The organism is Mycolicibacterium aromaticivorans JS19b1 = JCM 16368 (genome assembly GCF_000559085.1).
GTDB classification, from domain to species: Bacteria; Actinomycetota; Actinomycetes; order Mycobacteriales; family Mycobacteriaceae; genus Mycobacterium; species Mycobacterium aromaticivorans.
The window spans coordinates 3,591,212-3,605,921 of the sequence record NZ_JALN02000001.1; the positions used below are offsets into that span (position 1 = coordinate 3,591,212).

At 58.8% G+C, this 14,710-nt stretch carries 10 protein-coding genes; 4 read left to right on the forward strand and 6 right to left on the reverse strand.

Going from position 1 to position 14,710, the window contains the following annotated elements; genetic code table 11:
* The first annotated feature begins 694 nt into the window (after positions 1-694).
* From Y900_RS17260 to Y900_RS32150, 3 genes are all read left to right on the forward strand, one after another.
* Positions 695-3,019, forward strand: coding sequence for a UDP-glucuronate decarboxylase (locus tag Y900_RS17260; protein ID WP_036343419.1), 2,325 nt, complete (start codon positions 695-697; stop codon positions 3,017-3,019).
* 29 nt (positions 3,020-3,048) lie between these two features.
* A complete protein-coding gene (locus Y900_RS17265; protein WP_036343421.1) occupies positions 3,049-4,533 on the forward strand; it encodes a sugar transferase in 1,485 nt (494 codons plus the stop codon).
* A gap of 523 nt (positions 4,534-5,056) precedes the next feature.
* Positions 5,057-5,629, forward strand: coding sequence for a hypothetical protein (locus Y900_RS32150; RefSeq protein ID WP_131536199.1), 573 nt, complete (start codon positions 5,057-5,059; stop codon positions 5,627-5,629).
* A gap of 300 nt (positions 5,630-5,929) precedes the next feature.
* On the opposite strand, the gene Y900_RS30980 is transcribed toward Y900_RS32150, so the two are convergent.
* The 4 genes from Y900_RS30980 to Y900_RS30985 all read right to left on the reverse strand — a co-directional run bounded on the left by Y900_RS30980 (position 5,930) and on the right by Y900_RS30985 (position 9,906).
* Positions 5,930-6,751 (reverse strand): FkbM family methyltransferase, encoded by an 822-nt coding sequence (locus Y900_RS30980; protein WP_081845149.1) that lies wholly within the window; start codon positions 6,749-6,751, stop codon positions 5,930-5,932.
* Between the two features lie 19 nt (positions 6,752-6,770).
* Positions 6,771-7,982 carry a lipopolysaccharide biosynthesis protein gene (locus Y900_RS17275; protein ID WP_131536201.1) on the reverse strand — a complete coding sequence of 404 codons (1,212 nt, stop codon included), beginning with the start codon at positions 7,980-7,982 and terminating at the stop codon, positions 6,771-6,773.
* A 79-nt stretch (positions 7,983-8,061) separates the two neighbouring features.
* Positions 8,062-9,015, reverse strand: a complete 954-nt coding sequence (locus tag Y900_RS17280) for a glycosyltransferase family protein (RefSeq protein ID WP_036343425.1) — start codon at positions 9,013-9,015, stop codon at positions 8,062-8,064.
* 135 nt (positions 9,016-9,150) lie between these two features.
* The gene (locus Y900_RS30985; protein ID WP_237752586.1) at positions 9,151-9,906 is read right to left on the reverse strand and encodes an FkbM family methyltransferase; all 756 of its coding nucleotides are present in this window, start codon (positions 9,904-9,906) and stop codon (positions 9,151-9,153) included.
* Positions 9,907-11,183: 1,277 nt separating this feature from the next.
* On the opposite strand from Y900_RS30985, the gene Y900_RS30345 reads away from it, so the two are divergent.
* Positions 11,184-11,708: a hypothetical protein gene (locus Y900_RS30345; RefSeq protein ID WP_051660117.1), complete on the forward strand. Its 525-nt coding sequence runs from the start codon at positions 11,184-11,186 to the stop codon at positions 11,706-11,708.
* A gap of 479 nt (positions 11,709-12,187) precedes the next feature.
* Here the strand turns inward: Y900_RS30345 and Y900_RS17290 are convergent, their stop codons facing one another.
* Entirely contained in the window at positions 12,188-13,435 is a 1,248-nt protein-coding gene (locus tag Y900_RS17290; RefSeq protein ID WP_036343426.1) for a glycosyltransferase family 4 protein, read from the reverse strand.
* Positions 13,432-14,424: an NAD-dependent epimerase/dehydratase family protein gene (locus Y900_RS17295; RefSeq protein WP_036347100.1), complete on the reverse strand. Its 993-nt coding sequence runs from the start codon at positions 14,422-14,424 to the stop codon at positions 13,432-13,434. The genes Y900_RS17290 and Y900_RS17295 overlap by 4 nt, the downstream gene beginning before the upstream one ends.
* Positions 14,425-14,710: the final 286 nt, after the last annotated feature.

Consider the following 14,710-nt stretch of genomic DNA (forward strand, 5'->3'; position numbering starts at 1 on the left):
TTACCGCCCATGTGGGCTTCGTCACATAAACCTCTGCCTGCAAACGGCCTCATAGTTCTTTCGAGACTACGTCGGCGTCGCCGAGCGAAGTTTGGCAACCGACCAGATCGTTGCCCTAGTGCGGCAAGGGGCGCCAAACGATTTCCAATGGTCCAGATTCCGACAGGACTGTACCGCGCGCGAAGCAGATATTCTGGGCTCGCGCCCCGGTCGTTACGCGGCTATCGCTTAGGCGACGTTAGCGACGAGACCAGTGCACTACACGATTGCTTCGGGAACGTCCGTTTGCGCCATCGACTGGTTATGACCGCGACGTTGAACGTTGCGGGAGCGTTGCTGAATTGCGTCGACGCTGCGGCGAACGAAGGTCAAAGCGTCTCAGTCTCGAGGGTCGGCGCTTCGACGCAGCAACTCCGCGTAATCGCCTGTGACAAGCGTGATCAGCTGGGGTGGCAAATTTTGTGGGGTGCCAGGCAAATCAGCTCATCGAGGTACACGGCGGGTTCGGCGGTGATAGCGTTACCACATCTGCCAGGGGTGGCGCTTCGGGGAGACGGCCGGTAAGTCGGATCTCACTTTCTTGGGCGACGCCTCGTGTCAGCTTTCGACAGCCGACCGGCGTTGCACAGCTGCGTCAGGTCGGACGTCGTAATTTATCGGAAACGCTCAGAAGGCGGCGGAACCGAGGGGGGACATGCGGCGACGCGCGGTTGTAACGGGTGGTGCGGGGTTTGTCGGCTCGCACCTCGCGGAGCGGTTGTTGGCGCATGGCATCGACGTGGTCTGCTTAGACAACTTCGTGACCGGTTCGGCCGATAATGTCGCTCACCTACAGGGACATGACGGATTCCGGCTGGTGAAGGTCGATGTCAGCGACTACATCTCCGTCCCGGGGCCGGTTGACTACGTCCTCCATTTCGCGTCGCCCGCGTCACCTGTCGACTACGCGGAGCTGCCGATCCAGACCATGAAGGCTGGTTCCCTGGGGACGCTGCACACCTTGGGACTGGCGAAGGAAAAGGGTGCCCGGTACCTCCTCGCGTCAACGTCGGAGACGTATGGAGACCCGCTCGTTCATCCGCAGCCCGAGAGCTATTGGGGCAATGTCAATCCTGTTGGGCCGCGGGCGTGCTACGACGAGGCGAAGCGCTTCGCCGAGGCTCTCACGATGTCTTATCGGAGAAAGCACGGCGTCAATACCGCGATCATGCGGATCTTCAATACATACGGCCCCCGCATGCGCCCTGACGACGGTCGCGCAATCCCGAACTTTGTCAACCAGGCGCTGGCGAACATACCGATCACCGTTCATGGCGACGGCAGTCAAACGCGCTCGGTCTGTCATGTCGACGACCTGGTTGAGGGCGCTTTGCGGTTGTTGTTCTCCGATCTCGCCGGGCCGGTCAACATCGGGAATCCACACGAAGTCACGATGCTGGAGCTGGCCGAACTCATCCGCGAACTTGCCGGGTCCGATTCCCCGGTGGAGTTCACCGCACGTCCCCAGGATGATCCATCCCAGCGCCAGCCTGACATCACGCTCGCGCGCACCGAATTGCACTGGGAGCCAACGGTCGACGTGCGCGACGGGCTGAGGGAAACCATCGCATGGTTCCGCAATCGGGCGGACCTGGGAGTCAAAGCCGGCGATTCCGTAGCGTCACAGACTAACGTCGAGGTTGACCGCCGTCGACATAAGGTCGCCGTCATCGGGACCGGCTATGTCGGAGCGGTCACTTCAACCTGCTTGGCGTTCCTTGGGCATTCGGTATGCGGCCTTGACATTGATCCGGTACGCGCAGGCCAACTCAACGACGGTCAAGTTCCCTTCCATGAGCCTGGCCTGCCCGAATTGCTGCTGGAGACTCTGAGGACTGGTCGCCTACGGTTCACCGACCGTCCGGCCGAAGCCCTTGCTGATGCGGACTTTGTTTTCCTCTGCGTCGGAACGCCGCCGGGTTCCGACGGTGCGCCGGATCTGGCGCAGCTGGAAAGTGCCATCCAATCGCTGGCGCCGCATCTGCGCAGCGATGCGGTGATCGTCAACAAGTCCACCGTGCCGGTCGGTTCAGGCAACTGGACGCGCACGATTCTGGAAGACGCACTCGAGGGCAATCGCCAGTTGTCCTTCCACGTCGTCTCCAATCCGGAATTCCTGCGCGAAGGCTCCGCGATTGCGGACTTCATCTATCCCGATCGAATTGTGTTGGGCGGCAACGCGTCAGATGTCAGTCGGGTCGCTGAGCTCTATCGACCGGTGCTCGACCAATCGTTCGAAGGGGGACGGCGAGGCCGTCGTCCGACCCTGATCACTACCGAATTGGCCTCGGCCGAAATGATCAAGTACGCGGCGAACGCATTTCTCGCAACGAAGATCAGCTTCGCGAATGAGATGGCGCAGCTGTGCGAGTTGTTTGGTGCTGATGTACGTGAGGTACTTCCTGCCATCGGTGCGGACCACCGTGTCGGAAACGCTTTCCTGAACCCCGGAGTCGGTTGGGGCGGTTCATGTTTCGGCAAGGATGTCTCGGCGCTGATCTCGTCCGGCGAGGAATACGGCTACCTGCCGTCGATGCTTCAAGCGACGGTGGAGATCAACAAGATGCAGCGGGCCCGGACGGTCCGCAAGCTCCAACGAGAGCTTCACATTTTGAAGGGCCGTCGGATCGCATTGTTTGGGCTGACTTTCAAGCCCGGTACAGATGACTTGCGCGATGCGCCGGCGTTGGACATTGCGCGGCGGCTACTGTCCGCCGGTGCGGTGGTCTCCGCTTTCGACCCTGTCGTGAAAACTCTGCCCGAGGAATTCCGAGCGGTTCGGCTCGCGCGAGACGTTTACGAGGCGGCTGACCGGGTGGATGCCGTTGTCGTGACGACGGAATGGCCCGAGTTTGCCCTCATCGACCCTGCCGAGCTGCGGAGGGTCATGCGCGGCGACCTCGTAGTCGACGGCCGGAACTGTCTATCCGAAGCGAGCTTTGCCACGTCAGGCCTACGATTGATTGGCTTCGGCTGGTGATGTCACCACATCCTGGGGGGGAATGATTTATGAGTCTTGACGTGCCGCCAAGGCGACCTGCTTCTGTATTCGGTGGCCAGCGCACCTCGCCGGTGCCACGTAAGGTCGAAAGAAACACCAGAGTAGCGATCGACAGCAAGAAGGCTAGTAGGCACGGCCTTCGACACCGCCAGTTACTACGCGTGTCGGATTCAGTGACGGTGGCGGCCTCCGCGGCCGTAGGTGCGGTGTTAATTCACCACATCAGTGCGGCACGCGCGGGGGACCTTGGTGTCCGCGATGTAATAGTGGTCGCAGTCGCGATGGCAGTGGCACTGCATCTGCACGGGCTGTATCGCAGGCCTGACGCGCGGTTGCGGCCGAGCGAATGGTGGAGGCCCACGGTAATTGCGCGATGTCTGCCGACGGCTGCCCTTCTTGCACTTGCTGCCGATGCGTTCGTCCTCCGCGGCGAGCGAGCGATGACTCTGACTGCTGCAGTGGCCATGACTCTGCCCGCGATCGTGCTGGTCCCATTTGGGCGTCGATTGGTGGTGCGCATGTTCGATCCAACGGTCAGCCGCATCGTGGTGATTGGCACGGGACCCATCTCCGATCGACTGACCTCGAGGTTGCAGCGGTGTCCAGACACTCTCGTGGTCGGGCATGTCGACGACAATCCCGCACCGGGTGTTGCAGTCCTTGGTGGGCTCGCCGACCTACCCGAAATTTGCGCCCTGCACGCGATCGACAGGGTGATCGTTGGTTTTCCGAACACCAGCGACGCGATCGTCCTCGAAGCATTGCGTCGGCTTGAGGGCCAGGTACCGGTATCCGAGATCCCACGTTACTTCGAATTGCACAACTGGCGCAGTGAAGCTGAAGAGCTACATGGGCTGACTTTGATGCACTTGCCCACCCCGTCACTGGCTGCGAGTGCCCGAATCACGAAGCGTTTCATGGATGTTGCTCTTGCCACCTGTGCTCTGATCGTCGCTTCGCCGGCAATGATATTGATTGCGGCGGCGATCAAGCTCGATTCTCGCGGGCCCGTCTTCTTCCGCCAGGAGCGGACCGGACGGGGTGGCCAACCGTTTCGGATTTTCAAGTTCCGCTCGATGACCGCCGACGCGTGGGACCGGCGCATGAGCGTCTCCGAGCTCAATCAGTCGGATGGACCGCTTTTCAAAATGGCAAGTGACCCGAGAGTCACGCGTGTCGGTGCGCTAATCCGGAAGACAAGCCTCGACGAATTGCCTCAGCTCATCAATGTGGTTCGCGGCGAAATGTCGCTCGTCGGCCCGCGTCCGCTGCCGACCGAGGAGGCAGATCGGCTTGACGGCGCCGCATTGGCTCGCCTCGACGTAAGTCCGGGCATCACTGGACTGTGGCAAGTCTGCGGCCGCAGTGACCTGACGTACGCGGACCTTCAGCACCTGGACTCCGTATATGTCAGGTCGTGGTCGTTGACGTGGGATCTACGGATCTTGCTGCAGACACCACAGGTGGTATTCGGGCGTAACGGCGCTTACTAACTTGTAGGCCGGCGCTTCGGAGGCCGCTGAATGCGCGAACCCGCCGCGCGACCGAATGTCTGCGTTGATCTCAGCTGCTCGAGCGCCGTGGGCTCGCCCGTTCTATCTGATCGCGGTTGCCTTGGCCTACGCAGCCCGTCATTCCATGCTCGGGGCTCAACACTTCACGGGCGATTACCAGCCGGTTTATTGGACTTCGCGATCGCCTTACCGATCGACTCATGTGAAGATAATTGCGATAAACCCTGGCTGAAGCCTTCGGCACCAACCTAATCACCGTCAATAGGAAGCACGGTAGGCGCAGTCGGACTAGCGGCTGCATCGGTCGCTTGATACATCGGCAAAGGCCCGCGTCAAGGCCACGGTTGTAGCCAGAGGGTTGATGGCAAGGGAATCGGCAGAAAACCGTAAACAAGATCGCAGCGACGTGTGTGTGTAGAAAACGCCTACCTTCCTGTCAACCTACTAAAATCTTGACACTATGGGTCGTGTCCAACTCCAAGTTCGTCTAGCCTAAACACTTGTGGCAAGCGATCAAGAGACTGAACACGTTGCAGCGGAAACCGCAAGTGGCGACGAGACCGTTATTTTGCACGGTCCTTCCGCGCCCAAGGAACGGCGCAGACGGCGTCAACTAGGTCTTATATTTCCGGTAATTCTTGGCCTCTTCGTCCTTGTGATAAATATCATTTTAATGAATGGTAGCCCACTGCAATACGCGCTAAGTAGCATGAATGGACCGGTGGGCAGTGTTTCCTCATTATTGGTTATTATCAGTACATTTATCGGCGGACTTCTGATAATATACGCGATTGTCGTTGGGTTCACTGAGCGGTCAATGTCGCTGTCGGATGGGCGTCGCTGGTTCCGCAGGTGGATCGTTGTGCCCCTCGTCCTCGGGCTGTTGGCACCGCTGTTTACGGTGTGGAGCCTTTGCTACTGGAATGGTGCGTACGAGCAGCGACCTCAGCAGAGTTGTCTTGAGCTGTATGAGCGGGCGCAAAATATCCGCAAAGACAACCCTGGATTTCGGATGCCCTCGGGAGATCAGCAAGAGGTCAGATGCAACATCAACCATACTGTTTTGGGCATCTAGCAGAGCTTGGGGGAAAGTTTGTGGGCGGCCCGACAGCGTGCCTTCTCGCTGCGAGGGCGTCATTAGGCAGGCCGTATGTTTGCCGCAGTAGTACTCGGCGCTGCGAGCCTTGGCGTCATTGTGGCTGCTAGCAGCGTCTCGGTCCGGCGCCTCCAATGCCGACCATCACACGAATCTCAATCCCGTCGCCGCTAGGTATAGGTGGGGCAGGATTCTGCGGGCTGTGCTTACGCAGTGGCGCAGTAAGCAAGAAATCGCGAAGCTGCCTTAGCGCGGCACCGAAGCTTTTCCGTACGGATTTCAACTCGAGTATGCGATCTCCCAAATATCCTCACGCACCAACACCGTATTGATCGTGTCTTTATACACGACAACATAACCTGCTGCAACCAGTGACCGCCCGAGCATTGCATCGGCGTTTCTTGTAGCACTCATTTCGGGGTGTATGTCGACGAGTTCAATTATCATCAATTTCGGCCGCCATTTAGGAAGCGTGAAGCCGGCGAACACGGCCGTTTCGAGACCTTCGACATCAACCACGAGGACGTCGAAGTCCGCCGGTATATCAGAGTTTTCCAATAGTCGATCAAGGGTCTGAGCAGGTACCACTAGGCTACGACCGGTGAGCTCATAGGACGACCACTCGATAGTGTCGTACTCTCGCTTTTGCTCCGGGTTGGCCGTGGTGAGTCCACCGGCAAGAAAAAGACTGACCTCATTCTGGGACCCGTCATTAATTGCTGTCTCCACTACAGTCACATCGGGATGCCCGCGATGGTTTTTGCGACATGCCGCTGCGAGTTCGGGCACCGGCTCCACCATTAGTCCGCGCCACGATCTCGCGGCTAGACCCCATGTGTTACTGACGAAGACTCCGTCGTTGGCGCCGATCTCGACAAACACGCCATGGTTGCGGTTTCCCAGAAATTGAGAGTACAAGTTTCCGATTTGTGGAATCTGGCAGTCTAATTGTTGGGGGTAGTAAAAGGATTTATCTAGTCGTCCTGCGCGCGCCTGTCGACGTCTACTCTGCAAGGATCGGTTATATTGCACAGCGGTACGTGCGGCGCGCGGGCTAATGGAAGCCAGTACACGCTTCAAACTCGCCTTTAGACGATCCATGGAAACACACCCCCTGAGACTAATTTGGCGCTTTGCTGCGCCTTCGATAAATCACCACGATACAAATCATTGTCCCTACAAGCGCGATGACCTGGGCGATCAGGACACCTATCCCCGCCGCCAGTGCTCCGAGAGAGGAGGTTAGTGCAACGACAAAAGTCAACTGAACCACGACCGCAGCCGCCACTATTCCTGCGGCGAGGTGATCACGGCGGCGCGACTGCAGCGCCACGAGCATCGGTTGAGTAAAGCAGTTGAGGAGCATAGCCAATGCGAGCAATCGCAAAATAGGCGCTGAGTTGCTGAAGCTAGAACCCAACAACGACGTGACCAGCCATGGAGCTGCGACGAACACACCCAGGCTAAGTCCTATCGCCGCTACGAGAATCCAACTCGCACGGAGTAGCTGCCCCCTGAGCGCAGCCAGTCGCGGCTCGGCTGCCATAAACGGAGCGGCAGCTGACGCGAATGCTCCGATGGCAACTAGGAGGGGCTGGGTCCAGCGGTTGACTCCGCCGTAGATTCCGGCAGCGCCTGAGCCCGCCAACACAGCCACAATAGGGAGATCCAGCTGCTGCGCGCTTACGCTGAGATTTGTGACGGCATACCACTTAGTTCCTGACCACGGGTTAGCCATGGAGCGAAGACGAATCCGCGGTCGATCGTCTTTCGGCGTAACTGCAAGCGCGCACAGGGTCAACGTCACGTCGCCGAGCACCAACGAACTCCAGAGCGAGACGCCGGCGGGAATGCCCATCGACGTCTGGCCCAGGAACACGGCGACGGAGAAGACACGCCCTACAACAGTGAGCCATGCGACAGCCTCCGACCGTTGGGCGGCTCGCAGTGGAACAAGTGATGTCTGCGCGAACGTCGAGCTGCTCAGCAAGAAACCCGTGGCGACAAATTCTGGTGCAATTATCAATGCGCCCACCACGGTAGCTGCAGAAGCCGCCAGCACGATCAAAAAGCGGGAGGCCATGCGGGCGTTGAGCTCATCCGCCGCAATTTGTTGGCTGGCCAGCTCTCGAACCCAGTATGCATTCGCGCCGAGATCAATGAATCCGGCGCACGCCAATCCGACACCGATGGCGGTGACCACCGTGCCGTATTCATCCGGTTGCATACCGCGTGCTGTCAAAATGTAGAGAGCGGCCACCAGAAGTTGCGCAATGCCCATACCGACTACAAGCGCAAACGCCTGCAAGTTTAACGATCGCTTTTGGTTCAACCGTCGTACCTCAGATGGCAGCGAATGACGCGACAAGGAGCTGACTGCCGATCTCGCCGCTGCCCGTGCGCCAGCATCGTCAAATGAGACCAGCTATGAATGCGTCAGCGCCAACCTTCACAACGCTCTCGCCTGGCGCTGGCAGGAGTCTCGCCCGCCCCATTGCCTGACTCAGGGATTCGACGTCTAGGTTCGACCAAATAGCCTGCTCGCGCAGATACCGGGCATCTCGCTTCAGCGATTTGGCACCCGCTAGGACAAGACGCCTTCCCGAAGCGGCCGCCCTGAGCGCGATGCCGCTCGGTCCTTCATTTGTGTACGCAACGACAACGCAGTCGACAGCGCCGATTGCGGCGTCAAACTCAGCATCCGTCAAGGTCCCAGACAAATGCACTACGTGGCCTCCGCCGGCAACGAACCTCTGCAACAGCGGCTTAACCTCTTGTTCCACTTGCGTATCTAGGGATCCCGCGATTAGCAGTCCAACATTGGGCTGGCCGGTTAACGCTTGAACAATGAGCGGCAAGTTCTTTCTGGGCGTTATAACTCCGTAGATTCCAAACCAATAGCGTTCACCGTAACCGACTAGGTCTTGCTTCATTTTGTGCTTCAGTTCTGGAGTGCCGCGCAGCACTACGGGATCCGGAATCCAGCGGAGCGGTTCGTAACGCCTAACATGGGGGCTACGAAGAGCTGACACCCGAACCCGCGAACGTTGATCGGCTCCGAAGATTACTAGTTTCTTCGCAACACCTCTCACGCGCGTAGGCCAAATCGATTCCTTCGGCTGCCCGTCGGCTCGCATTGACAGCACGGAGAGCCTGCCTGGGCCGGTCCAACCGTACCGGAGAATTGGGAATAAGTACTGATCGCCGTCTGGCACGATCGTGAGAGGCGCGTTTACGTCGGTCGCCGCGCTCGCAATGCCTTTCAACGTAAACGCCTCCGCTGGACGGATGGCAATCTCTGGCGCGATCGCGGCAAGATGCACGTCCCATTGGGTGCTTTCCACAGCGTCTGCTGTCGTGACCACGACGGCCCGTTGGCCACGGGAACGAAACGATTCGACTAAAAGGCCGACATAATCGAGACGGTGACCTTCTGGATTCGGCTCCACTATCAGTGATGCTTGGCCGGTATTACGGCTATCGAAGCTGGGACCCACTGTCTACTGTCCGGCGGGATAGGAAGACTTTGCCCGAAAGAATATGGCGTCGGCTTGCAGAAGTCGGCCACTTACAGGGTCTGTGAACACAGGTCCCAGACCCATCAAGCACATACCCAATGCGTCTGTCCGTTCAAGCCCCTCCCGGTATGTCATTGCCCCTTCGTAAAGTGGTGTCAGGGATAACTCCAACTGGAGTCCGATTATGCCCGAGCCGGCGAGGAGGTCTGATGCGCCATCCAAAACTTCTGCTTCATACCCCTGCACGTCCAGCTTGACGAAAGTCCGATCGTCGGCTGATACCCCGATGCGTGGAAGTATGGAATCTAGACAATCTTGATCCACGGTTTCGGTACCGATGTACCGTGTGTCGGGCCCTGCCGCAATATGTGCGTCTAGCATCGGCAGTACCGAGCTAGATAGCGCGGCGTTGCCCGCGATATTAATCGTTGCGCGACCTTTATTGGCCCCTATAACGCATCGATAGACGTCCCACTTGCTGTCATGTGCAGCTCGTTTACTTAACGCGGAAAACGGAGTGGATACAGGTTCGAAGGAGATTATTCGGCCGGCGTAACCAACCTCACGTATTGACGCCGCGAAGGCACCATCGTTAGCTCCAACGTCGACCACAACATTTACTTCGTGATATTGCAACATCTGAACTGTACGAGCGAGAAGATCATGGCCTGGATAACGGATGATATCCAGGCCAAGCCGTTTCTGGACTAACCGTCGAAATTTATGCTTGAGTGTCATTTGACGCTCCGAAAGCCTGAGTTCCCCCCGAGCCCATGCCAACCCCCTAAACATCTGTCGCGGCGACAAACGGTGACGCTATCACCCTAAGCTATTGCTTGCCGCGTGACTGCGCCGGCTTGCTCGAGGCGTCTGGCCTCCTGGTTGATGCGGCAAATGATCCAAAGCCGAAGGGACTAGGGACTCGTGGCCGACGTCCCGCCCGGGCGCCACTGGTTTCAAGTCGATTATCGAGCTCCACTTGATCGACCTTGCCGTCAACAGAGCGCTTGTTCGCATCGAAGTTGTGACCGACGCTCGGTGCTGACGCGGCTCGACATCAGCTGCTCTGCCCTCAGATTTCGTCATCGCCGGTTCGGATTTGAGTCCAACGGTGACACGGGCAGCGGCTTTGTACCCCGCATGAGCAGATGAAGGCCGGCGTCGAGACCGCTGGCCCACTATCACCGGCCTCCTCCGAACATCGGTGGCCGCAGCGGTGGGAGGGGTTGGAGCTCAACCCGGCAGCGCAGCAATGAATTGGAGCGGTCGGTGGTGGTGTCAGTTGGGGCGGGTGCCTGGCGCCCGCGCTGATGTCTGCATGGCCTAAACCATGAACGCCAACGAGCGGCAACCATGAACGCCAACGAGCGGCAACCATGAACGCCAACGAGCGGCCGGATCTGATGCCGGATCGGCTATGGCGGACCTCCAGCGGGTTTCGCCGTGACCAGCTCGGCGCCCGGCCTTCGCGTCCACGGCAGCCCACACGACGCCTCGTAACACATCCCGGGGTTCGCCTGATATGCGGGTGCATGCAGCCTTCGATTCCCCGTCTTGGCTTTCTCAGCGGACAGGCCGCCGGGGTCAAAGAGAACGGCAGCCTGGCTCCGGGAGATACCTGCGATCTCAGCTGCCACCCAATAGGGGTGGGTCGCCGTGGTCGGTCGCCATCCCCGCTCGGCAAGTGCTCCGCTGGCGCGCCCGCCGTTGCTTACCGAGGTCCTCGAGGCCGTGGGCGTCGTTCTTGGCTACCGGGCCGTTGAGCTACAGGTCGATTCCAAGGCCGGTCAGAGCTCGACGCAGCGCGCAATGCTGCCTTCACTGCCGATGCCGCCGCGGCGTTTGAGAGCGGATTCGTCCTGCGTCAGGGTGGCCGCGCCTCGCGATAGAGTTGCGGCGATGCAGGCACGTTGCTGACCGCCCAGAGCGGTACCAGAAGAAGTGCTGTCGTATCCATCGGATCAAGCCACCGTGCGCACCAGACGGTGACAGTTGGGACGTGACTGGGGTAGGGTGTGACCGATTGGGCGAATCTGGGGGATAAGGTGAAGCTATCGTCAATTTTCCATTCTTTGGGAATTGCGACCATATTTCTTACAGCATTTTCATTCGGTGGCGGTATAGCGGGTGCCGTTCCCGACTGGTCCGGGCAGGCATATGGAAAGGCCTCCAAGGAAATCTCCCAGTATGGATACACGGCAGCCATCGCCAGCGTTGTGGGGGATCAAGTGCCGTTGGACGACTGCCTCATCACTCGTTCATCCAAGGCAAGCAAACTCAACTCCAGCGGTAGGTCACCGGGCACCGAGATTCTCTTACATCTGGATTGCTTCGGGAAGCTGGCGGAACCTGGCAAGCCCGGTAATTCCGCCGCCTCCCCAGAAGGTCGGCAGACTAAGAACGACCTGCTTCAGCTTGAGTACTTCAATATCAATCCCGACAAGTGCGCAAAACCACTGGACGTGTATTGCAAAATGATGTGCACCAAGTACCTCGACCACTGTTCTGCGGCCGTTCAGCATGCGATAGCGGCCTTCTGACCCGTCGGCGGTTGGCGGTGCCTTTTGCCTTGCTGCAACAAGGCAGGCATGCCAGTGTTGGATAAGAGCAACAGTTCTTCGGCGGCTGTCCGCCTGCAGCAGTACGTGGGACCGCACGACGGGAGAACGGCGCTGATTCTTTATCTACGTATAAGTGGTTGGAGACGGCGGGTATGCGCGGATCCGCGGAGAGTCTTGGGCCCGACGCGGCGGGGCACCACTGCGACGCCAATTGCTGCTGATCGCGAATGTTCTTGGGCTCAGCTGAGGACCGTCTCCGATTATGGGGAGCAGACGTATGCCTCGATCCAGACCGCTAAATCGCGGCTTCATTCGTCGAAATAGCGACGCCTCTCCTCAGGGAAACTCAAGTCTTCTGAAGAAGATGAAACGTTGTCGGTCTAGGCATCAAGAAAGTGACCTGTATTTGTCTTATCCCGACCGCAAACGCTCTGCCTGCGAATCGATGTGCCACGATGTCAATTTGTAGACAACGAATAGTTTTCCGCGGCCGATTTTAAGATCTCAGCGAACTGGTCCGCAATTGCCTTTATGTCGAATCTTTGCTCAGCGAGCCTTCGTGAGCGAGAACCGAGTTCGGCACGCATGGCGGCATCGCCGCAAATTGACACCATCCACTCAACTGCCCGCTGGATTCCGTCGGGTGTGGGCGGACTAACGAGCCCCCCGGCCGCTGTGATGTCTTCGGCCGCCGGATTGTCGGCAGGCATAAGTCCCAGGATGGGGCGCCCAGCCGCAAGATAGGACAGCACCTTGCTAGGGATCGAGAACTTTGACGCTTCCGGTTCCAGAATGGCGACGAGTACGTCCCCGGCCCCGAGTAGATCAGGCAAACAGTCGGCGGGTTGGAATGTGACCACTCGGATGGTACCGACCGGAAAGTCGCTGGCTTTGTTGCGAATCAGATCAGCTCCTTCGCCCTCGGAGACGACAATGAGGCGCGCATCAACCCCACGGGCCTGAGCTGACTTGATGAGATCGACTAGTAACTCGGGGTTGTGCTTCCGGCCGAGGGTGCCGGCGTATACCAGGGTTATGTCACCGCGTTCCACGACCCAACTCGCGCTCCACGGGTTGTCGAGAGGGCGAGGTGTTATGTCGTCAAGCGGAGCCCAGTTGGGAACGACCGAAACTCCAGACCGCTTTAGCTTCCATTTCTGTTCATAGTGACGCTGAAATGCTTCGCCGATGGCCACGACCTGCGTCGCTTTCTGCGTGATTCGTCGTTCGAGTGTCGACATCGTCCACGCGCCCAGTCGCGCGGCCGGCGTGGGTAGCTTGCGCTGCAACTCCTCCCCGAGCGCAAGACTGAGTAGGTCTTGATGCCACAGCACCCAAGGGGTTCGCGAACTACGTGCCCACCTCCGGAAAAGCTCGGTGGCGAATAGCGGCGTGTTGCACACGACTACAACGTCGGGTTCGGTCATTTTCAACCAGTCAATCCATGCCCTCGCGTAGCTGATCTCATATCGGATACGCCCGACTGGGCCATACTTGTCGAAAGGACTTCCTGCGGTGATCGCTGTGAAGGTGAGTGTCTCGGGATCGTCGAGCTGGCGTTCTAGGCGGCCCTTACCACCTACGTATTCACTGCTATAACAGTGATTTACCACCATTCCGCGCTGCGCTAATTCCCGCGAGAGTTGAGCTTGGAAGGGATGGCCACACCAGTCGTGGATCTGGATTCGGAGCGGGTCGGCGCTCACTTGGCCTTTAGAGGCTCTGTGGTGTGTTTGCCCGATGCAATTTGGTCGTAGATCCACGCGTATGTCTTCTCAAGTCCGTCGCGCAACGTAATGGATGGCTCCCACCCATAGACCGAGTGGAATAGCGTGTTGTCACTGTTCCTGCCACGCACGCCCTGAGGGGCGTCGAGTTTGTAGGTTCGTTTGGCCTTAATGCCCGCGATGTCCTCGACTATGTCTGCCAGCTGGTTGATGGTGACTAGTTCGGACGAGCCCAGATTGACGGGATTGGCGAACTCACCGTTGAGGACCTCTCGCGTGCCACGGACGCAGTCGTCGACATACATGAAACTCCGCGTCTGCTCGCCGTCCCCCCATATTTCCAGCGTGTCCGTTTCTCCCTGCGCGATGAGAGCGACCTTGCGACACACTGCAGCCGGCGCTTTCTCGCGCCCACCGTCGAATGTGCCGTTCGGCCCATAGACGTTGTGGTAGCGCGCTGTGCGGGTCTTTATCCCGAAGTCTTCGCGGAAGTGCCGAGCCATTCGTTCGCTGAAGAGCTTCTCCCAGCCGTAACCATCCTCGGGTTCGGCGGGGTATGCGTCAGATTCCCTAAGCGGCTTGACGTCAGAATCGGTCTGCTTTTCGGCAGCGTAGACGCAAGCCGACGAGCTGTAGAAATAACGGTCGACGCCAGCCTCTTGGGCGGCCAACAGAACGTGTGTACTCGTGAGCACCGACAGCATACAAAGGGCTCGATTATTCTCGATGAACCCCATCCCGCCCATGTCCGCAGCCAGGTTGTAGACGTGCTCAACACCTTCGACCGATGAGCGTGCCGTCTCCAGCAGCGACAAGTCGCCGACACGGGAGTCGGCGCCCTCGTGTACTTGGTACCACTCCTCGAGCGGCTTCGCATCGACAGCTCGCACCTCATGTCCATCTGCGATGAGTGCGCCAGTCAGGTGACCGCCGATGAACCCCCCGGCCCCAGTAACCAAAATCCTCATAATATCCCCCTTACGCGCTACCACGACCTCCGCGTGCTAGCTGAGATCGTATAACCGATTGCTTTGCGAACGCGACCCAGAAATCGGGGAAAATTGCCTCGACAGAACGCAGCCTGTTACGGCCACGGGTGTGATATGGACCTACATGGCGTTACATGGCGATGTGGCGGCCGTTCCGGGGGTAAACGGCTGGTAGGAGGAAAACGCTCCCGAATCTTTCGGTGTTGGCGCTACAACCTCACCACCTACGTGAGATTGCGCCCACAAACTTGACCCTTCGCGTTGT